The 19,551-nt window shown below is 61.4% G+C and carries 18 protein-coding genes; 9 read left to right on the top strand and 9 right to left on the bottom strand.

Annotation, left to right across the window (positions count from 1 at the left end; translation table 11 throughout):
* From AT395_RS03580 to AT395_RS03565, 4 genes are all read right to left on the bottom strand, one after another.
* Positions 1 to 516, bottom strand: a complete 516-nt coding sequence (locus tag AT395_RS03580; RefSeq protein ID WP_162597701.1) for an LPS-assembly lipoprotein LptE — start codon at positions 514 to 516, stop codon at positions 1 to 3.
* 95 nt (positions 517 to 611) lie between these two features.
* Positions 612 to 3,206 (bottom strand): leucine--tRNA ligase, encoded by a 2,595-nt coding sequence (leuS, locus tag AT395_RS03575; protein ID WP_048628031.1) that lies wholly within the window; start codon positions 3,204 to 3,206, stop codon positions 612 to 614.
* Positions 3,207 to 3,500: 294 nt separating this feature from the next.
* On the bottom strand, positions 3,501 to 4,298 hold the full coding sequence (dapB, locus tag AT395_RS03570) for a 4-hydroxy-tetrahydrodipicolinate reductase (RefSeq protein ID WP_042117439.1): 798 nt from the start codon (positions 4,296 to 4,298) through the stop codon (positions 3,501 to 3,503).
* A 28-nt stretch (positions 4,299 to 4,326) separates the two neighbouring features.
* Positions 4,327 to 5,037 carry an outer membrane protein assembly factor BamE gene (locus tag AT395_RS03565; RefSeq protein WP_224787491.1) on the bottom strand — a complete coding sequence of 237 codons (711 nt, stop codon included), beginning with the start codon at positions 5,035 to 5,037 and terminating at the stop codon, positions 4,327 to 4,329.
* A 136-nt stretch (positions 5,038 to 5,173) separates the two neighbouring features.
* Here AT395_RS03565 and fur point away from each other — a divergent pair, with 136 nt between their 5' ends.
* Both fur and AT395_RS03555 read left to right on the top strand, forming a co-directional pair.
* Positions 5,174 to 5,605, top strand: a complete 432-nt coding sequence (gene fur / locus AT395_RS03560) for a ferric iron uptake transcriptional regulator (RefSeq protein ID WP_042113094.1) — start codon at positions 5,174 to 5,176, stop codon at positions 5,603 to 5,605.
* A gap of 176 nt (positions 5,606 to 5,781) precedes the next feature.
* On the top strand, positions 5,782 to 6,645 hold the full coding sequence (locus AT395_RS03555; RefSeq protein WP_048628032.1) for a Wzz/FepE/Etk N-terminal domain-containing protein: 864 nt from the start codon (positions 5,782 to 5,784) through the stop codon (positions 6,643 to 6,645).
* Between the two features lie 105 nt (positions 6,646 to 6,750).
* Here AT395_RS03555 and gap read toward each other — a convergent pair whose 3' ends face one another.
* Together gap and tkt are read right to left on the bottom strand one after the other, a co-directional pair.
* Positions 6,751 to 7,761 carry a type I glyceraldehyde-3-phosphate dehydrogenase gene (gene gap / locus AT395_RS03550; protein WP_039375710.1) on the bottom strand — a complete coding sequence of 337 codons (1,011 nt, stop codon included), beginning with the start codon at positions 7,759 to 7,761 and terminating at the stop codon, positions 6,751 to 6,753.
* A 28-nt stretch (positions 7,762 to 7,789) separates the two neighbouring features.
* Positions 7,790 to 9,802 carry a transketolase gene (tkt, locus tag AT395_RS03545; RefSeq protein WP_048628033.1) on the bottom strand — a complete coding sequence of 671 codons (2,013 nt, stop codon included), beginning with the start codon at positions 9,800 to 9,802 and terminating at the stop codon, positions 7,790 to 7,792.
* Positions 9,803 to 9,999: 197 nt separating this feature from the next.
* Between tkt and AT395_RS03540 the strand changes: the two genes are divergently transcribed.
* The 4 genes from AT395_RS03540 (at position 10,000) to AT395_RS03525 (ending at position 12,959) form a co-directional block, all read left to right on the top strand.
* The gene (locus AT395_RS03540; protein WP_082164665.1) at positions 10,000 to 10,935 is read left to right on the top strand and encodes a spermine/spermidine synthase domain-containing protein; all 936 of its coding nucleotides are present in this window, start codon (positions 10,000 to 10,002) and stop codon (positions 10,933 to 10,935) included.
* A 95-nt stretch (positions 10,936 to 11,030) separates the two neighbouring features.
* On the top strand, positions 11,031 to 11,453 hold the full coding sequence (locus AT395_RS03535; protein WP_042113097.1) for a VOC family protein: 423 nt from the start codon (positions 11,031 to 11,033) through the stop codon (positions 11,451 to 11,453).
* A 77-nt stretch (positions 11,454 to 11,530) separates the two neighbouring features.
* On the top strand, positions 11,531 to 12,268 hold the full coding sequence (locus tag AT395_RS03530) for a 16S rRNA (uracil(1498)-N(3))-methyltransferase (RefSeq protein ID WP_042113098.1): 738 nt from the start codon (positions 11,531 to 11,533) through the stop codon (positions 12,266 to 12,268).
* A 49-nt stretch (positions 12,269 to 12,317) separates the two neighbouring features.
* Positions 12,318 to 12,959: a YidB family protein gene (locus AT395_RS03525; protein WP_048628035.1), complete on the top strand. Its 642-nt coding sequence runs from the start codon at positions 12,318 to 12,320 to the stop codon at positions 12,957 to 12,959.
* Between the two features lie 181 nt (positions 12,960 to 13,140).
* Here the strand turns inward: AT395_RS03525 and AT395_RS03520 are convergent, their stop codons facing one another.
* The 3 genes from AT395_RS03520 to AT395_RS03510 all read right to left on the bottom strand — a co-directional run bounded on the left by AT395_RS03520 (position 13,141) and on the right by AT395_RS03510 (position 16,691).
* Positions 13,141 to 13,689 (bottom strand): barstar family protein, encoded by a 549-nt coding sequence (locus AT395_RS03520; RefSeq protein ID WP_042113101.1) that lies wholly within the window; start codon positions 13,687 to 13,689, stop codon positions 13,141 to 13,143.
* A 7-nt stretch (positions 13,690 to 13,696) separates the two neighbouring features.
* Complete coding sequence (locus tag AT395_RS03515) at positions 13,697 to 14,092, bottom strand: guanyl-specific ribonuclease (RefSeq protein WP_048628036.1); 396 nt, start codon at positions 14,090 to 14,092, stop codon at positions 13,697 to 13,699.
* A gap of 295 nt (positions 14,093 to 14,387) precedes the next feature.
* Entirely contained in the window at positions 14,388 to 16,691 is a 2,304-nt protein-coding gene (locus AT395_RS03510) for an NADP-dependent malic enzyme (protein WP_042113104.1), read from the bottom strand.
* A 429-nt stretch (positions 16,692 to 17,120) separates the two neighbouring features.
* Between AT395_RS03510 and thiL the strand changes: the two genes are divergently transcribed.
* The 3 genes from thiL (at position 17,121) to AT395_RS03495 (ending at position 19,301) form a co-directional block, all read left to right on the top strand.
* Positions 17,121 to 18,122, top strand: a complete 1,002-nt coding sequence (thiL, locus tag AT395_RS03505; protein WP_048628037.1) for a thiamine-phosphate kinase — start codon at positions 17,121 to 17,123, stop codon at positions 18,120 to 18,122.
* The gene (locus tag AT395_RS03500; protein WP_042113106.1) at positions 18,119 to 18,640 is read left to right on the top strand and encodes a phosphatidylglycerophosphatase A family protein; all 522 of its coding nucleotides are present in this window, start codon (positions 18,119 to 18,121) and stop codon (positions 18,638 to 18,640) included. Before thiL ends, AT395_RS03500 begins: the two co-directional genes overlap by 4 nt.
* A gap of 157 nt (positions 18,641 to 18,797) precedes the next feature.
* Complete coding sequence (locus AT395_RS03495) at positions 18,798 to 19,301, top strand: CinA family protein (RefSeq protein WP_042113107.1); 504 nt, start codon at positions 18,798 to 18,800, stop codon at positions 19,299 to 19,301.
* Positions 19,302 to 19,551: the final 250 nt, after the last annotated feature.

Genomic DNA, 19,551 nt, shown 5'->3' with positions numbered 1-19,551 from the left:
TTACTCTTCCGACTTCTTCGCCGGCATGGACTGCACAGCTTCCATGCGGCGGATGATCTGGGCGACAGCATCTTTCTGCATGTCGCGGCCGAGCAGCGCCGCTTCCGCGTCGCGTGCCGTCGTTTCGCTATCGCTGTACGGCAGGTTACGCGTCAGGCGAATCGTGCTCAGCGGAATGATCGGGGTTCCGTCCGGTGTCACGAGCTGGAAGGTGAACGAGCTGCGCATTTCGAATTCACGCGCCTGACCATTTGCGTCGAGACTGATGGCAGTGCGCGACGAAGTGGTGTTCACGATTTCCAGCCGCGCATCGGCGTCCTTCGGTTCGGTGACGACAACCGTTCCCTTGCTGCCGTAACGGATGTAGCGCGAGATGTCGGTCGCCATCTGCCCGCCACCCGAGATGTACAGACGATGGAATGCGTACTCGCTTGCGCCACGCAACTGGAAGCCGCATGCGGACAGCGTCAATGCGCAGCCCAGCAGAGCGAGCCAGCCGAAAATCCTGCGCGTCACGCCGACGCCTCGTTGCCCGGATGTCATTTGCACGTGATGTGCCCTCTTGTCACCAAACGTCATCAAATCATCGACCGGCGGCCTCGATTGCCGCGTCAGACCACTACGTTCACGAGACGGCCCGGCACGACGATCACCTTCTTCACCGGCTTGCCTTCGCCGAACTTGGCCGTCATTTCGTGCGCCAGTGCGGCTTGCTCGATGGTCTCGCGCGACGCGTCCTTCGCCACGCGCACGGCACCACGCACCTTACCGGCCACCTGCAACACGAGTTCGATCTCGTCTTGCACCAATGCGGCTTCGTCGACTTCCGGCCACGCCGCATCGAGCAAATCGCCCTGCTCGGCAGCGTAGCCCAACTCGACCCACAGGCCATGCGTGACGTGCGGCACCACCGGGTACAGCACGCGCAGCAGAATGCCGTAGCACTCGCGCACCGCACCGGCACCCGCAGCCCCCTTGTCGCTCTCGATGGCGTTCAGCATCTTCATTGCCGCCGACACGACCGTGTTGTACTGCACACGCTGGTAATCGTAGTTGGCCTGCTTGAGCACGCTGTGAATCTCGAGACGCAACGCCTGAGCCGCCGGGTTGGCTGTATCGACGACGGCGTCCGCCTGACGCAGCAACGCGGCCTGCGACTGACCAAAGCCCCACAGGCGGCGCAGGAAGCGGCTTGCCCCCTCAACGCCCGCGCCCGACCACTCAAGCTGCTGCTCGGGCGGAGCGGCGAACATCACGAACAGGCGGGCGGTGTCGGCACCGTACTGATCGATCAACGATTGCGGATCGACGCCGTTGTTCTTCGACTTCGACATCTTCTCGATGCCGCCGAGCGTCACACTTGCCCCATCGGCCCTGGACGTCGCACTGGTGGGACGGCCCTTGTCGTCGAACTGCACCTGAACGTCGAGCGGATTGAACCATGTCTTCTTGCCCGAGGCGTCTTCGCGATAGTACGTCTCGTTGAGCACCATGCCCTGCGTGAGCAGGTTCTGCGCGGGCTCCTTGAAGCTCACCAGCCCCAGATCGCGCATGACCTTGGTCCAGAAGCGCGAATACAGCAGGTGAAGAATCGCGTGCTCGATGCCGCCGATGTACTGATCCATCGGCATCCAGTAATTGGTGCGTTCGTCGACCATCTTGTCCGCGTCCGGGCACGCGTAGCGCGAGAAGTACCACGCGGAGTCCACGAAGGTGTCCATCGTGTCGGTCTCGCGGCGCGCCGGCTTGCCGCACTTCGGACAATCGCACTTGAGGAAGGCGTCGGACTTGGCGAGCGGGTTGCCCGTGCCGTCCGGCACGAGATCTTCAGGCAACACGACCGGCAAATCCTTTTCGGGGACCGGCACTGCGCCGCATGCGTCGCAGTGAATGATCGGGATCGGCGTACCCCAGTAGCGCTGGCGCGAAATACCCCAGTCGCGCAGACGGAACGTGACCTGCTTATCACCCACGTCCTTGGCCTTGAGATCGGCCGCAATGGCGTCAACGGCAGCGGCAAAGCCCAGTCCGTCGTACTTGCCGCTGTTGATCAGCGTGCCGTTTTCCTTATCGCCGTACCAGGCCTGCCAGGCGTCCGTCGAATATGTCTCGCCGGCAACGGCAACGACCTGCTTGATCGGCAGGCCGTACTTGCGCGCGAACGCGAAGTCGCGCTCGTCATGGCCCGGTACGCCCATCACGGCGCCTTCGCCGTAAGCCATCAGCACATAGTTGCCGATCCAGACTTCGACCTTCTCGCCAGTGAGCGGATGCGTGACGAAGAACCCCGTCGGCATGCCCTTCTTTTCCATGGTCGCGATGTCGGCTTCCGCCACGCCCCCTTGCTTGCATTCGGCGATGAACGCCTGCAAGTCGGGACGCCCGGTCGCCAGACGCGTGGCCAACGGATGCTCGGCGGCAATCGCGCAGAAGGTCACACCCATGATCGTGTCGGCGCGCGTGGTGAACACGCGCAGCAACTTGCTCTCGCCGTCCAGCTCGTACGGGAAGCCGAAGTTCACGCCAAAGCTCTTGCCGATCCAGTTCTGCTGCATCACCTTCACGCGCTCGGGCCAGCCGAGTTCGTCCAGATCGCCGAGCAGTTCGTCGGCGTAATCGGTGATACGCATGTAGTACATCGGGATTTCGCGCTTTTCAACGAGCGCCCCCGAGCGCCAGCCGCGACCGTCGATCACCTGCTCGTTGGCAAGCACGGTCTGATCGATCGGGTCCCAGTTCACCGTCCCCGTCTTCAGATAGACAACGCCCTTCTCAAGCATCTTGAGGAACAGCCACTGATTCCAGCGGTAGTACTCGGGCTTGCAGGTGGCGACTTCGCGCGACCAATCGATCGCCAGGCCCATGGCCTGCATCTGCTTCTTCATGTACGCGATGTTGTCGTACGTCCACTTGGCCGGGGGCACATGGTTGGCCATAGCCGCGTTTTCCGCAGGCATGCCGAAGGCGTCCCAGCCCATCGGCATCAGCACGTTGTAGCCGCGCATACGCATCTGACGGTACATCACGTCATTGATGGTGTAGTTGCGCACGTGGCCCATATGCAGCTTGCCCGACGGATACGGCAGCATCGAGACGCAATAGAATTTCTGTTTGTCCGCGCGCTCGGTGGTCTTGTAGGCATCGATTGCCTGCCAGTGGGACTGGGCGGAGGCTTCGACGTCGGCGGGAACGTATTTTTCTTGCATGATGGGTCGGCGGATAGGATTCGGCTCGTTCCACCCCCACTGGCATGCGGCACCGATAGCGCAGCACGCAGGACTTTCAGGGCAGATCCGGGGAAAACGATGATTATAACGCCGCCGTGAGCGGATTCGACGCGACGGCAGCGAGGGGAGGCGGCCTTCGGGTCACTTTGACTCCGGCATCCGCAGATGCGTCAAGCAATCTGCGGTGGAATCCGACCCTTTCGATGGCTTCGGGAGCCAGCGACGCATGGGATGCATACGCCGCCGGGCCCCCGGCCAGAAGCCAAGGCTGGATCAGCGTAGGCCCAGTACGTCCTGCATGTCGAACAGTCCGGTCTTGTGCTGCGCGAGGAAGCGGGCAGCACGCAGCGAGCCTTGTGCGTACGACAGGCGGCTCGACGACTTGTGCGTGATTTCGATACGTTCACCGATGCCGGCAAACAGCACCGTGTGATCGCCGACGATATCGCCACCGCGCACGGTGGCGAAACCGATGGTCGACGGATCGCGTTCGCCGGTCACGCCCTCGCGACCGTAGATAGCGCACTCCTTCAGATCGCGGCCCAACGCTTCGGCCACCACCTCACCCATGCGCAACGCCGTGCCGGACGGGGCATCGACCTTGTGACGATGGTGGGCCTCGATGATCTCGATGTCGTAACCGGTATTCAGGATCTTGGCGGCGACTTCGAGCAGCTTGAACGTGGCATTCACGCCAACGCTCATGTTCGGCGCGAATACCACGGCCACGCGCTGCGCACCGGCAGTCAGACGCGCCTTGTCCTCTTCGGAAAAGCCTGTCGTGCCGACGATCATCTTGACACCGTGCTTTTCAGCAACGGCAAGATGCGCTAACGTGCCTTCGGGACGCGTGAAGTCGATCAGATATTCGGCATTGGCGAGCGCGGCGTCGAGATCGGCGGTGATTTTCACTCCGGTCTCGCGGCCGAGAAACGCACCGGCATCGTGCCCCAGCGCCGGGCTGCCTTCGCGATCGAGAGCTCCGACCAGTTCGGCGTCATCGGCAGCCAGAACGGTTTCGATCAGCATCCGGCCCATACGGCCGGAGGCACCGGCAATCGCAATTTTCATCATCGTAATTCTTTATGCTTTCAACGGCTTACTTGGGCGTCGAGAAAAGACCACCGGAGGTCACTCGCGGCGACGGTACGAGCCCCGTGCCGCCAGACGCGCCCGTGCTACCCGATGCGCTGCTGTCCGCTGCGGGCGAAGCTTGTGTTGCAGGGGCAGCCGGCACGGTCGTCGCAACGTCCGTTGCGGCAGGCGCTGCAGTCGGTGCTACGGCGGCAGCATCGGGCGACGGCGCAGCAGCCTCGGCGGCGGCAGCGCTGGCTGTCGACGGCGCAGGCGCTTCGGTCTTCACGGTCTTGCCCTTCTGGCCGTCGATTTCCTGAACCAGTTGGTACTCGGTCGGCAGGTTTTCACCGCCTTCCCAACGCGCCAACGTATCGCCGCTGAAGTACACCTTCAGATGGCGCTCTTGCACCACCGACGCGTTACCGCGCTTGAAATAGAAGACGTAGTCCCAACGGTCGGCGTGGAATATGTCCGTCAGCAGCGGCGTGCCGAGCAATTGGCGCACCTGATCGCGCGTCATACCGGGTTTGAGCTGATCGTAGGCCTCTTTCGAGACGAAATTGCCTTGAACGATGTTGATTCGATACGGCGTGACCACGCCGATCACTTTGTCGGTCACGCTATCGTACGTCGAGCAGCCGGCCAGGACCAGGAATGCCGCCGCAGCACAGACGGAGAACGGAAGGGAGAGATAACGACGCAAATCTGACTCGCTTTCAAAAAAATCGAACATGACTCCGGCACGCCGGGCGCGCCGCCACATCGCCCTCGTTGACGGCACTTACCGTCCCGTTTGCCCCGGTTTGCACCCGGGCAAGGCAAAAAGGCATTATTATTGGGGCTGTATTGTACTCTAGGGACGTAGAGCGATGCCGAATCCCGCCGATTTGAAAAATATCGGACTGAAAGCCACGCTTCCGCGCCTCAAGATTCTGGAAATTTTCCAGAATAGCGAGGTGCGCCATTTGACCGCAGAAGACGTCTATCGTCACCTGCTCAACGAAAATCTGGATATCGGCCTGGCCACGGTTTACCGTGTGCTGACGCAATTCGAGCAAGCCGGACTATTGTCGCGCAGCAACTTCGAATCCGGCAAGGCCGTTTTTGAACTGAATGCGGGCCATCACCATGACCACCTGGTGTGCCTTGACTGCGGCCGTGTCGAAGAGTTTTTCGACGGCGAAATCGAGCGCCGCCAGAAGCTCATCGCAGAGGAACGCGGCTTCGCGCTTCAGGAGCACTCGCTCGCGATGTACGGAAGTTGCACGAAGAATCCATGCCCGCACCGTCAAAAAAACTAAAAATTAGTATGACGGAGTGCCTTCCCGTGAAGGCATTCCGGGATTTTCCTCGCATCCCCGCGCCCCGTTAAACCTCACGTTACTCCGCGTCGTACAATATCCCACCGCAAGGTGCGGTGAGGCCCAATTTGCGTGGGCGCGTCGCCATATCAGAGCTTTCCCCCCGAACTTTTCATATGAATCGCGAAGAACTACCCGACGACATGACACAGAGTGACACAGACGAGATTTCTCTGGCGGATATGCTCAGTTTTGTCCGCAACAACCTGAAGGTAATTGCTGGGCTCGCCGTGGTCGGTGCTGCCATTGGCATTGGAAGCACATTTGCCATTCAGAAACAGTGGGAAGGCACCGTGACACTGCAAGTCGGACGGGCAGCAGGATCACCTGTGGCAGGCCCCGACGGCCCATTGATAGAATCGCTCCAGCAGACGGTCGGACGCATTCAGTTGAGCGCGTTTCGCGATAAAGTCGCTGCTGAAGTTGTCCCTCAGTTGAAGGACAACGAAGCGGCACTGCACGGTTCAGTGGCGTGGAAATCCTTAAAGGCGCGAACGCTTCAAGGCACCGCCTACGTTGAAATCACTGCACGCGGAACATCACCCGAGCAAGCGGAACAGGTTCAGAACGCGGCCTCACACCGGATCGAGGTCGAGCACGCTGCGATTCTTGAGCGCGCTCGCATGCTCCCGAAGCAGCAGCTCAGCATCATTGATGCGGCCATCGAAGCGAATGCCAAAGCGCAAGAGCAATTGAGCGTAGCACTGGCCAAGTCGAAGAATACCGACTCGGTAATAGCACTTAGCGCATTGCAAAGTAGTCGCACAGAGCGTGCCACACTGAACGATAGCCGCTATCGTGTCTCGCAGTTGCTTGCCCCGGATCAGTCCTACAACACTCGCATTGTCAGCGCTATTCAGGTCAACGAAAACGCCGTCTTCCCACGCAAGTTGTACTTTGGGCTCGGCGGCCTGGTGCTGGGCGCCATCGCAGGCATCGTCATCGGATTGTGTCGTAAGGCTCGTGTCCGTAGCGCGTAATTAGCACCGGAATCTTTGCACCGGATCGGCCACGAACCTGTCGCTAGCGATAAAAAAGCCGCTGTCTCACGACAGCGGCTTTTTTTACAACGCGCAACGAAGCGCTTACTTCGCCGACATCAGCGCGACAGTCGTGTCGAGCATGCGGTTCGAGAAGCCCCACTCGTTGTCGTACCACGAGCTGACCTTCACCAGACGACCCGACACCTTGGTCAACGTGCCGTCGAAGTTCGACGAGGCAGGATTGTGGTTGAAGTCGACCGACACCAGCGGTGCCGTGTTGTACGTCGCGATAGCCTTCAGCTTGCCTTCAGCCGCTTCCTTCAGGATCGCGTTGACTTCGTCAACCGTCGTGTCGCGCTTGGCGATGAACGACAGGTCGACGATCGACACGTTGATCGTCGGAACGCGGATGGCGTAGCCGTCGAGCTTGCCGTTGAGTTCCGGCAGCACCAGACCGACAGCCGAAGCCGCCCCCGTCTTGGTCGGAATCATGCTCATCGTGGCCGAGCGCGCACGACGCAGATCTTCGTGATAAACGTCCGTCAGCACCTGATCGTTGGTGTAGGCGTGAACCGTCGTCATCAAGCCCGTTTCCAGACCGATCTTCTCATGCAGCGGTTGAACCAGCGGTGCCAGGCAGTTCGTGGTGCACGATGCGTTCGAGATGACCGTATCGGTCGCCTTGAGCACGCCTTCGTTCACGCCGAACACGATGGTGGCGTCAACATCTTTGCCACCCGGGGCCGAGATGATGACCTTCTTTGCGCCGCCCTTCAGGTGGGCACTCGCCTTTTCCTTCGTGGTGAAGAAGCCCGTGCACTCGAGCACGACGTCCACACCCAGCTCGCCCCACGGCAGTTCGGCCGGGTTGCGATTGGCCAGCACGCGGATCTTGTCGCCGTTGACGACCATGAAATCGCCGTCGACCGACACCGTGCCCGGGAACTTGCCGTGGGCCGTGTCGTATTGCGTCAGGTGAGCGTTGGTCTGTGCATTGCCGAGATCGTTGATCGCAACGATTTCGATGTCATGCTTCTTACCACCTTCATAGTGGGCACGCAGTACGTTGCGGCCGATACGGCCGTAGCCGTTGATAGCGACGCGAATGGTCATGGGGGTATCTCCGTAGGGTCTAACGAAATCAGCCAAGCACGGACTTGACCGTCGCGACCACGTGGTCGACGGTGAAGCCGAAGTGTTTGAACAGCACGCCGGCCGGGGCCGACTCGCCGAAGGTATCGATGCCGACGACGCCGCCTTCCAGGCCGACGTACTTATGCCAGAACGCCGTCACACCGGCCTCGACCGCCACACGCGGCACGCCGCGCGGCAGCACGCTCTCGCGATAGGCCTTGTCCTGACGATCGAACACATTCGTCGACGGCATGGACACGACACGCGCGGCAATCCCCTCGGCTGCCAGCGCTTCGGCGCCCTTGAGGGCCAGATCCATTTCCGAGCCGGTGGCAATCAGCACGATCTGCGGATTCGCCACGTCGCGCAGCACGTAGCCGCCACGACGGATATTGGCGATCTGCGCGTCGTCACGCGAGACGAACGGCAGATTCTGACGGCTGAGCACGAGGCTCGACGGGCCATCGTGACGCTCCACCGCCGCCACCCACGCGACAGCCGTTTCCGTCGTATCGCACGGACGCCACACGTCCATCTGCGGAATCAGGCGCAGGCTCGAGACGTGTTCGATGGATTGGTGCGTCGGGCCATCTTCGCCCAGACCAATCGAGTCGTGCGTGAACACGAAGATCGAACGCAGCTTCATGAGCGCCGCCATACGCAGCGCATTGCGGCTGTAGTCGGAGAACGTCAGGAACGTGCCGCCGAACGGGATGTAACCACCGTGCAGTGCAATGCCGTTCATGATGGCGCTCATGCCGAACTCACGCACACCATAGTTGATGTGATTACCGAACTGCACGCCTTCGGCGTTTGCACGCACCGCCTTGCTGGCCTTCCAGTTCGTCAGGTTCGAGCCCGTCAGGTCGGCAGAACCGCCCAGGAATTCCGGCAGCACGGCAGCCAGGCCCTCGATCGCCAGTTGCGACGCCTTGCGCGTGGCAACCGTCTCAGCCTTCTCGTTGGTCTTCGCGATGAATGCCGCCGCGGCCGACTTGAAGTCGCCCGGCAGTTCGCCCTTCATGCGACGCTCGAACTCGGCAGCCTCTGCCGGGAACTGGCTGCGGTACGCCGCAAAGCGCTCGTTCCACGCGGCTTCGGCTCGCTGACCCGCTGCCTTGGCGTCCCATGCAGCGTAGACCTCGGCCGGCACTTCGAACGGCGGCAGAGTCCAACCCAGCGCTGCACGCGTGGCGGCGATTTCGTCGGCGCCCAGCGGCGCGCCGTGTACGTCGTGGCCGCCCTGCTTGTTCGGCGCGCCCTTGCCGATCAGCGTCTTGCAGCAGATCAGTGTCGGGCGATCCGAGGTCTTGGCTTTGGCGATGGCCGCGTCGACGGCGTCGGCATCGTGACCGTCGATGCCACGAATCACGTTCCAGCCATACGCTTCGAAGCGCTTGGGCGTGTCGTCGGCAAACCAGTATTCGACGTCGCCATCGATCGAGATGCCGTTATCGTCGTAGAGCGCGATGAGCTTGTTCAGACGCAGCGTGCCCGCAAGCGAGCAGGCTTCGTGCGAGATGCCCTCCATCAGACAACCATCGCCGAGGAATGCGTAAGTGTAGTGATCGACGATATCGTTGCCCGGGCGATTGAACTCCTTGGCGAGCAACGCTTCGGCGAGGGCGAAGCCCACGGCATTGGTAATGCCCTGCCCCAGCGGCCCGGTGGTCGTCTCGACGCCCGGGGTGATCCCCACCTCGGGGTGACCCGGCGTCTTGCTGTGAAGCTGGCGGAAATGCTTCAGCTCTTCGATCGGCAGGTCGTAACCCGTCAGATGCAGCAACGAATAGATGAGCATCGAACCGTGGCCGTTCGACAGCACGAAGCGGTCGCGATCAGCCCAGTGCGGGTTGACGGGATTGTGTTTGAGATGACGGCCCCAGAGAGCGACCGCGATATCGGCCATGCCCATCGGCGCGCCAGGGTGACCGGAGTTGGCCTGTTGGACCGCATCCATGGAGAGGACGCGAATGGCAGAGGCCATCAGTGCAGCCGTAGCAGTAGAGGAGTTCGTCATGGTGACCAGCCGGAAGAGCGGGCGTGCCCCGTTGCCGCGAGCTGCCGCGCGAAATTCAAATGCAGGAAAAGACCAAGATTTTAGCAGATACGACACTTGCCCGGGTCGTTCGTGGCGAACTTCCCCAACCGGCGAGAACGTGGAATCATGCAAAAAAGTGACACGATCGCCCCAAATTAGAGGAAGTTACCCTGACAATGCCAGCCAAACGTGATGTCCCCACCCACGAATCCGGCGTTGTGCCGTCGTCTTACACCGCGCCCCTCGGGCCTTGGGCGAGCTATACGTTCGCCGGACGCACCGTATTTGCCACGTCGTCGCCCCACCAGCACATCGAAATCGTGGACTTGCCGACTTTCGGCCCGCTGGGGTGGGCAAATCAGGCCAATCGCGCGTATCGGCTCGATGGCCGCTTCATGGCCTCGCTCGCCGACGCCCATATTTGCCACGAGTGCATGGTTCACCCACTGATGCTGGCGCACGGCGATGCCGAGCGCGTGCTGATACTCGGCGGTGGCGACGGCGGCTCGGCACGCGAGGCGTTACGCCATGCGAGCGTGCGCGAGGTGGTCGTCGCCGAACTGGATGCGCAGGTCCCCGCGACCATCCTGCAACACATGCCGGCACTGGCCGACGGTGCATTCGACGATCCGCGCACCACGCTTGTCGTTGGCGATGCCCGGGATTTCGTAGATGCCACGCTCCACAACGGCAATCGATTCGACGTGGTGATTTTCGATCTGACGGAAGCCGATGGTGAGGCCGCACCATTACACGATAGGGCGTTCTTCGCCAAAGTCCGCGCGATACTCTCGCCACGAGGTGGCATCGCCCTGCAACTGGGAGCCCCCTGGTTCGAGGCCGCTCAGGTACGGTGCATGCTCGATGCCCTGCGCTCGGTATTCGCTTTGGTTCAGCCTTTGACAACGTACGTCCCTCTGTACGGCACGCAGTGGGCGCTGGCTTTTGCCAGCGATTCGCTGGACGTGCGCACAAACGTGCCAGCCTCGCTGCCCGACTCGCTGCGACACTTGCGCCACTATTCGCCCAGCCGGCATGCCGCGCTGTTCGACATCCCGCCGGAGCTTGCGGCCGTGCTTGGCAATGCGCCCAATCGCTACGCAACCGGATGACGCACTGCGGGTGAAGCGGACTTGCGTTCCTTGTATATTGAGGGCTAGTCACGACCGTCGGCGCCGCCCGCCGACGGACTTACCGGAGCACAGTCATGTCCGACCCTCGCCCACCCCATGTGCCGTGGTTGACGCCCTACCTGACCGTGCGTGACGCCAAAGCGGCCGCGACGTTCTACGCGCATGCGTTCGGCTTCACGGTGCACGATATGGTGGACGACGACGGCGCTGTCATGCACGTCGAGATGTTCTATCAGGGGCAGTTGATTCTGATGTTCGCCCCCGAAGGCGCGTTTGCCAGTACGGCGCGCACGCCGCGTACCTCGGGCGTGGAAGCGCCGCAGAGCTTTTACGTGTACACGGAAGACGTCGATGCGCTGTACGCTCGCGCTATCGCCGCCGGTGCGAAAGGGTTGATGCCGCCCAGCGATCAGTTTTGGGGGGATCGCTTCTGCCAGTTGGAAGATCTGGACGGCTATCGGTGGGGCTTCGCCCGGCCTGTCGCATCGCGCGGGTAAGTCCGCGGTCCGGCGGCATTGGGGTATGCTTCTCCTCCCAACGCCGCGCCTCGCACCTTTCGTCTCCCTTCGCTCGTATGCCTCGCTTTTTCATCGATGCGCCATTGCACGCCGGCGCACTGCTCGACCTCCCCGACACCGTGGTTCGTCACGTTCAGGTATTGCGCCTGAAGACGGGCGACGCGCTTACGCTTTTCAACGGCGAAGGCGGAGAGTATCCCGCCGTGCTGGCCACGCTGGAAAAGCGCCACGCCACTGCACAACTCGGCGAGCACGATGCTCGCGAGGCAGAGACTCCCTATCGCGTCACGCTGGCGCAGGGCATTGCGGGCGGCGACAAAATGGACTGGCTGATCGAAAAAGCCATCGAACTCGGCGTGACAGACATTCAGCCGCTCGCCACCGAACGCTCGGTCATCCGGCTCGACGCAGAGCGCGCCGCGAAACGGGTGGCGCACTGGCAAGCCCTGGCGCAAGCCGCCTGCGAGCAGAGCGGAAGAAACCGCGTGCCACGCATCCTGCCAATCCGTCCGATCCTCCCGTGGCTGCGTGAACAGGATACGGTGACGAACTACGGATGGCGTGTGCTATTGTCACCTAGAGCAGACAGCGGTTTCGATTCGCTGCCTCGCGAAGCGCCGCCTGAGCCAGGCGTGTTGCTCTTCGGCCCGGAAGGCGGGCTGGCACCTCAGGAAGAAACGCTGGCGCGGGAGGCCGGTTTCACGGCAATCCGCTTAGGCGAACGTATCTTGCGGACGGAAACAGCGGGCATTGCGGTACTCGCTGCTCTGGCCGCACGCTGGGGCGGTTGGTAAGCAAAGATGACTCGAACAACGGCTTCTCAAGCCTAAGGAGTAATTCCTCATGGGTATCCTCGATTCCATTCTCGGTGGCGTGTCCGGCAACCAGGCCGGTGGCACCAGTGGCGGCGGCAATACCAAGATGTTGCTGCTGATGGGCCTGCTGGCGATGATTGCCAGCCGTTCCGGAAACACTCAGGCGCAAGGCGGTCAGGGCGGCGGCGACCTGCTCGGCTCGCTCGGCGGCGCCCTTGGCGGGATGCTGGGAGGTGGTGCCGCGGCCAGCGGTGGCGGCGGTCTCGGCGGTCTTTTGGGAGGCTTGCTTGGCGGTGCACAGGCCTCGCAGCCGACGGGAGCAGGTGTACCGGCGACCTCGCCCGGCGATTTAGTGGGTGCGCTTGGCGGCCTGGGCGGCCTGACACAAATGCTGGAAAATGGGGGCCTCGGCGACGCCGTGCGTTCCTGGGTCGGCACCGGCGGCAATCAGCCTGTTTCGGCCGATCAGGTCGCGCAGGCACTGGGACCGGGCGGCCATCTGCAACAGTTGGCCGATAGTGCGGGCGTCAGTCAGGAGGAAGCCGCGCAGCAGTTGTCCTCGCTTCTGCCGGAGGTGGTCAATCACCTCACACCGAACGGCGACCTGCCGCAGGGCCAGTTGGATCTGGCAAGTCTTGCGCAGAAATTCCTCGGCGGTCATGCTGGCTGAGGTGCGCTGGGCGTAAGGCGACGCGCCGTCAATGCCCTGCCAAAAACGAAAAAGGTCCGCGATGCGGACCTTTTTCTTGTCTCCGAGATGACCGACTCGGCATCGAATCACATCGAGCGCTCATTTGACGACGTCACACGGTGATTTCGCGGAAATTCATTGCAGGTCACTTCGCTAACGATCAGGCAAATGAGTAGAAAACGCGGAAACTCACACGACGTTCCGACCAGAACTCAGCAGCATCGCGGAACACGTCAAGCAGGGTCTCCCGGCCGTCCTTGTCGAACTTTGTCACCACCGGCAGCCCCTCCAGCACCACCACGAATCCCGGTTGCGGACCCGAGTGGCTCACGAGGTCGGTGAGGCAGTCATGCAACGCGTCGTAGTTCTTCCCGAAATGCTTGGGGAACAGGAACGACGTGGCAATCGTCTCCAGCACCTCGGCCTTGCTCTGCGCCATTGAACAATTGGCGTAAAGGAAGTGCTGCCCGAGTCGCTCGGCCTCTGCGGCCAGCTCCGGCACGCGGAATGCGCGGATCGACTGCACGATATTCGGCCTGACGGTCTTGAAAAGACTCATATCTCCCTCTTCCGATAAGGTATGGCGGCGGCCGGCTCGCGCGACAGCATGCAGGCCCAGCACCTGCTTGAACAAGTTGCCCTCGCCCGCACCGAATGGATCTGCCATAAGATCTTTCCCGCGTTCCTGTGCGAAAACCGGCTCACTCATACTGCTGTCATTCCCTTATGCGTCTAAAGCTGTTGTAGTGATCTTGGGTGTAGTAACACGGATCCACTGTACGTTGGTCGCCGCCGCAGATGATGCGCCTGGCACCCCTATTGCGGGCACCGGGAGTCGGCACCGTATATTCATGGTAATAGCCGCGCGGCTTTTTGGGCAGGCGCTTTTCGTAGTTCCCGAACACAATGCCATCCTTGGCATAAGGGAACGGCCCGCCCTGGGCAATCAGCGTCAGCGTGCGCTGCGCTTCGCGAGGCAACTCGGCAACGGACACCGTTGCCGTTTGATCCGTGACGTATGGCGCGGTTTCGCGCGCCACGGTATTGCCCGCCAGAAAAACACTACCAGCCGCTGTCAGCGCCACGATGCCCCGATGAAGCCAACGTGCCATTGTCATAGCTAGCCTGTCGCCCGGCGCCGTTTTGCGCTGCGGACTCGTTCTGGTGGGTGAAGCCGTAAGGTTATCGCTATTGCTCACGAGAATCAATGTCGGCTTACATTTTGCAACCAAACCAGTCAACAAATCCATGAAAATACATAGGTTTCAACGACAGTAAGTACCCACATGGCGACATACGATGGGTACAATGCGTCGCTAAAACGACAAAACGCCGCCCCGAACGGGTGCGGCGTTTTGTCGTTAACGTGTCGCGAAAAGCGGCGAACCGCCTCGCCCAAGCGTCAGATCAGCGCAACTCTTGCTGCGCTGCCGCATCGGCCACCACCAGCGCGGCCATGTTGATGATGCGGCGTACCGTGGCCGATTCGGTCAGGATGTGTACCGGTTTCGCGGCGCCCAGCAGAATCGGGCCGATCGCAACGTTGTTGCCCGCAGCCGTCTTGAGCAGGTTGTAGGCAATGTTGGCGGCGTCGATGTTAGGCATGACGAGCAGGTTGGCGGCACCGGTCAACGTCGATTCCGGCATGATTCGCGCACGCAGTTCCGGGTCGAGCGCGCAATCGCCGTGCATTTCGCCGTCGACTTCCAGTTCGGGCGCACGTTCCTGCAAAATCGCCAATGTTTCGCGCATCTTGCGGGCGCAATTCGCATCGCTCGTGCCGAAGTTCGAGTGCGAGAGCAACGCCACCTTCGGCTGAATGCCGAAACGGCGAATCTCGTCGGCCGCCATCAGAGTGATCTCCGCGAGTTCTTCGGCGCTCGGGTCCTGATTGATATGCGTATCGACCAGGAAAATCTGACGATTCGGCAGAATCAGCGCATTCATCGCGGCGTAGACATGCCCCCCCGCACGCTTGCCGATCACGCGATCGATGAAGTGCAGATGACGGCCCGGAGTCGAGACCGTGCCGCAAATCAGGCCGTCGGCCTCGCCCTTGCGCACCAGCATGGCAGCAATCAGCGTTGTACGGCGGCGCATTTCGACACGGGCATACGATGCCGTCACGCCCTTGCGATTGGTCAACTGGTGATATGTCTCCCAGTAATCGCGATAGCGCTCGTCATGCTCAGGGTTGACGACGGTGAAATCGACACCCGGTGTCAGGCGCAGTCCATATTGCTCGATACGGTGTTCGATCACCGCCGGGCGCCCAACGAGAACAGGCGTGGCCACACGCTCGTCTACCAGCACCTGCACAGCACGCAGCACGCGCTCTTCTTCCCCCTCGGCGAACGCAATGCGCTTCTTGTCGGCAGGCACGCTGCGCGCCACGGAGAAGAGCGGCTTCATCAAACCACCGCTGTGATACACGAACTGCTGCAACGATTGCGAGTAGGCGTCCACATCCGCGAGCGGCCGCGTGGCGACACCCGCGGCCATTGCCGCTTCGGCCACGGCTGTGGCGACCTTCACCAGCAAACGCGGATCGAACGGCTTCGGAATCAGATACTCCGGACCGAACGACAGGTTCTTGATACCGTAAGCCGACGCGACGATATCGCTCTGCTCCTGACGCGCCAATTCCGCCAGTGCGTTCACAGCGGCAATTTCCATCGAGCGCGTGATCGTGGTTGCGCCCACGTCGATGGCGCCACGGAAGATGAACGGGAAGCACAGTACGTTGTTGACTTGATTCGGATAATCGGTGCGCCCCGTGGCCATCACGCAATCCGGGCGCACTTCCTTCGCCAGCTCCGGTGTGATTTCCGGGTTCGGGTTGGCCAACGCGAAGATCAGCGGCTTGTCCGCCATCGTCTTGACCATTTCCGGCTTGAGCACGCCGGCGGCCGACAAGCCGAGGAACACGTCTGCACCGCCGATCACTTCTGCCAGGCTGCGTGCATCGGTCTTTTGGGAGAAACGGATCTTCTCCGGGTCCATCAGTTCGGTACGGCCCTCATACACCACACCTGCCAGGTCCGTCACCCAGACATTCTCGATGGGCAACCCCATATCGACCAGCAGGTCCAGACAAGCCAGTGCGGCAGCGCCCGCGCCAGACGTGACCAGCTTTACCGACTTCAGATCCTTGCCAACGACCTTCAGGCCGTTAATCAGTGCTGCGGCGACCACAATCGCGGTGCCATGCTGATCGTCGTGGAAGACCGGAATCTTCATGCGTTCGCGCAACTTGCGCTCCACGATGAAGCACTCGGGCGCCTTGATGTCCTCAAGGTTGATCGCACCGAAGGTCGGTTCCAGCGCCGCGATGATCTCGACGAGCTTCTCGGGGTCCTTCTCGTCGATCTCGATATCGAACACGTCGATATTGGCGAACTTCTTGAACAGCACGCCCTTGCCTTCCATCACCGGTTTCGATGCCAGCGGGCCAATATCGCCCAGACCGAGCACGGCGGTACCGTTCGAAATCACACCGACCAGATTGCCACGCGCCGTGTAGCGCGACGCATTGAGCGGATCGATGACGATTTCCTCACACGCGGCCGCAACGCCCGGCGAGTATGCCAGCGCGAGATCGCGTTGGTTGAGCAACTGCTTGGTCGGCGCGATGGCGATTTTGCCGGGGGTGGGGAATTCGTGATACTCGAGCGCAGCTTCGCGCAGTTTCGGATCGATCGGCGTGGGCATGAGGAAAGGCTCTTGGACGAACAGAATGAATCAAAATTTCACTGCGAATTGTAGCCCTATTTATTCACGCCATTTATGCAAAAAACGGATAAGGGCCACACCGGCGTTACCGCATTTCTCTCTCGATAGTGACCAGAAACTCGTGCAAATTCAACGCTGCATTGCACCATCGCCTGCATTTTCGGAAAACGGATGAAAATCGGCCCAGGTGTTATCCGAGAGCGAGATGAGAGATGAACCGATTTCACGACGCGCGCCATTTGTTTGCTTGGGAAAGCGGGGACGGCCTCTTAGAATAGGGGTTCGCGCTGTGCATTTACGCAGCTCTTTACCCTGACGTATTGACCCATTGCCTACCGCCTGACGCCTGACGTTGTCCTGCAATCGCGCAGCAGCGCGAGGCACCCGCCCAGGTTGGCAACCGTGCTCATGACCCCGACCATCCCGTCGACTTCGCCGCTGTCCGAGTTCTCGCTGATCGACCGTTTCTTTGCCCATGCCACGCGCCAGAGCGAGCACGTGACGCTCGGCATCGGTGACGATTGCGCGTTGCTGCGCCCGCCGGCCGGCGAGCAAATCGCAATTTCAACCGACATGCTCGTTGAAGGCCGTCATTTCTTCCCTGACGTCGATCCGTGCGCGCTCGGCCACAAGACGCTCGCGGTCAATCTCTCGGATCTGGCGGCGATGGGCGCACGGCCCATGGGTTTCACGTTGGCCCTCGCCCTGCCCGATAGCGATCCCGCCTGGCTCGCCCCCTTCGCGCAAGGTCTCAGCGCGTTAGCCGACCGCTACGGGTGCCCGCTAATTGGCGGCGACACCACGCGCGGTCCGCGCAATCTTTGTGTGACGATATTCGGCAGCGTGCCCGACACCCAGGCACTGCGGCGCAGCGCGGCGCAACCGGGCGACGACATCTGGGTCTCCGGCACCCTTGGCGATGCCCGCCTGGCGCTCGGGGCGTTGCGCGGCGAATGGTCGCTGCAAGCCGACGATCTCGCGCTCGCGCGCCACGCGATGGACTGGCCGGAGCCTCAGATATCGCTCGGTCTGGCGCTTCGAGGCGTCGCACGCGCAGCGCTCGACATATCGGATGGATTGCTCGGCGACCTCGGCCACATTCTGGAGCGTTCGAACGTGAGTGCGCAGGTCAATGTCGATGCGCTACCCCGATCCGCGCTGCTTTCCTCGCAAACGCCTGCGGTTCAACGACGATGTACGCTTGCGGGCGGAGACGACTATCAACTGTGTTTCTGTGCCGACAGCGCGCAACGGCATCGAATCGCGGCGATCGGCGACGAACTCGGGATACGCGTCACGCGTATCGGTACAATAGCGGTTCCCGACGCGCGCCAAACGATGCTGCAACTCCATGACAATACCGGCGCGGCCGTCGTTGCCGATTTCAAAAGTTTCGACCATTTCCAATGAGCACTGATCAAACGGCCACCGTCAACCCGGGCAGTGGCCCGCGCCGGCCGACTTCGCGTTTCCTGCTGTCGCACCCTGCGCACCTGTTTTCGCTAGGTTTCGGCACAGGCCTGTCGTCATTCGCACCGGGCACGGTGGGAACGCTTTTCGGGTGGGCGTCGTATCTGGTGCTCAATCTGTATCTGACGGTGAGCGGCTGGGGCGTATTGATCGCCGCCTCCCTCGTTGGCGGGGTCTGGATTTGCAGTTATACGGCGCACAAACTCGGCACGCAGGACCCGAGTGCGGTCGTCTGGGATGAGATCGTCGCGTTTTGGATCGTGCTGCTGTTCATTACCCCGGCAAGCTTCGGCGGGCAACTGGTGGCGTTCGTTCTTTTCCGCTTTTTCGATGCCGTCAAACCGCCTCCCATCCGTTATTTCGATCGAACGGTCAAGGGCGGCCTCGGCATCATGCTGGACGATCTCGTCGCCGCATTCTGCACGCTGCTCGTGATCGCGCTGTGGCGCTCGATCTGAGCGGCCTTGCCGGCACCGCGTGACTGTGGCTTTGTGCGGCTCGGGCATCACCGTGCGACGCCATGAGGCGGCAGTCTTCGCGCGACGAGTTCGCGGCAAGTGCTTTGCCCATGTTGGTTACGTATTCGTTGCATTGACTTTTTGAAGGCGTCGTCCCGTGGTCTCCGAACAGAATCTTCTCACTCAACTGTCAATAAAAGTCGGCAATCGTTTGCGTGAAGAACGACTGATGCTGGCAACCGCCGAGTCATGCACCGGCGGCCTTGTTGCCGCAGCGATTACCGACATTTCGGGCAGCAGCGAATGGTTCGAGCGCGGCTTCGTTACCTACTCGAATCAAGCCAAATCCGAGATGATCGGCGTGCCTGCCGAACTGATCGAAAAGCACGGTGCCGTGAGCGAACCCGTGGCGCGAGCGATGGCGCAAGGCGCGCTGCTCAATAGTCGAGCGCAGATTTCACTGTCGATCACGGGTGTCGCCGGCCCCGGTGGCGGCACACCCGACAAGCCCGTGGGTATGGTGTGTTTCGGATGGACCAATCGTGTCACAACCATCGTTGAGACGAAACACTTCAAGGGCGATCGCACGCAGGTGCGCAGTCAGGCGGCGCAATACGCGCTGCGCGGCGTGATCGAGTTGCTCGACCGCACCGACGCGTAACCGTCTGACTCACCCGGCTCCCCCGACTCTCTCAACGAAGCGCACAGTCACGAAGGCGCGAGCACGGCTCAAACGCCGCCGACCGGCGCCGTAAAAAAAAGCGCCTGCGATGGACTCGCAAAGCGCTTTTTTTGAACACTATCCCCGCAACCCGGTAGCAAACCTGGCAACGGTCACCACCACGTGACCGAAGACTGAACGACCGGGACCGCTGAACGGCTGGCCAACTACCAGGCCGAAGACGAAGCTC

This window comes from Pandoraea apista, assembly GCF_001465595.2.
Lineage (GTDB): Bacteria > Pseudomonadota > Gammaproteobacteria > Burkholderiales > Burkholderiaceae > Pandoraea > Pandoraea apista.
This window is presented reverse-complemented; position numbering and strand designations above follow the sequence as displayed.

Coding starts and splice junctions, on each gene's coding strand:
- AT395_RS03535 (WP_042113097.1), top strand. CDS start 11,031: ATGTCCGACCCTCGCCCACCCCATGTGCCGTGGTTGACGCCCTACCTG.
- leuS (WP_048628031.1), bottom strand. CDS start 3,206: ATGCAAGAAAAATACGTTCCCGCCGACGTCGAAGCCTCCGCCCAGTCC.
- thiL (WP_048628037.1), top strand. CDS start 17,121: ATGACCCCGACCATCCCGTCGACTTCGCCGCTGTCCGAGTTCTCGCTG.
- gap (WP_039375710.1), bottom strand. CDS start 7,761: ATGACCATTCGCGTCGCTATCAACGGCTACGGCCGTATCGGCCGCAAC.
- tkt (WP_048628033.1), bottom strand. CDS start 9,802: ATGACGAACTCCTCTACTGCTACGGCTGCACTGATGGCCTCTGCCATT.
- AT395_RS03515 (WP_048628036.1), bottom strand. CDS start 14,092: ATGGCACGTTGGCTTCATCGGGGCATCGTGGCGCTGACAGCGGCTGGT.
- AT395_RS03530 (WP_042113098.1), top strand. CDS start 11,531: ATGCCTCGCTTTTTCATCGATGCGCCATTGCACGCCGGCGCACTGCTC.
- fur (WP_042113094.1), top strand. CDS start 5,174: ATGCCGAATCCCGCCGATTTGAAAAATATCGGACTGAAAGCCACGCTT.
- dapB (WP_042117439.1), bottom strand. CDS start 4,298: ATGAAAATTGCGATTGCCGGTGCCTCCGGCCGTATGGGCCGGATGCTG.
- AT395_RS03520 (WP_042113101.1), bottom strand. CDS start 13,689: ATGAGTGAGCCGGTTTTCGCACAGGAACGCGGGAAAGATCTTATGGCA.
- AT395_RS03500 (WP_042113106.1), top strand. CDS start 18,119: ATGAGCACTGATCAAACGGCCACCGTCAACCCGGGCAGTGGCCCGCGC.
- AT395_RS03555 (WP_048628032.1), top strand. CDS start 5,782: ATGAATCGCGAAGAACTACCCGACGACATGACACAGAGTGACACAGAC.
- AT395_RS03540 (WP_082164665.1), top strand. CDS start 10,000: ATGCCAGCCAAACGTGATGTCCCCACCCACGAATCCGGCGTTGTGCCG.
- AT395_RS03565 (WP_224787491.1), bottom strand. CDS start 5,037: ATGTTCGATTTTTTTGAAAGCGAGTCAGATTTGCGTCGTTATCTCTCC.
- AT395_RS03525 (WP_048628035.1), top strand. CDS start 12,318: ATGGGTATCCTCGATTCCATTCTCGGTGGCGTGTCCGGCAACCAGGCC.
- AT395_RS03510 (WP_042113104.1), bottom strand. CDS start 16,691: ATGCCCACGCCGATCGATCCGAAACTGCGCGAAGCTGCGCTCGAGTAT.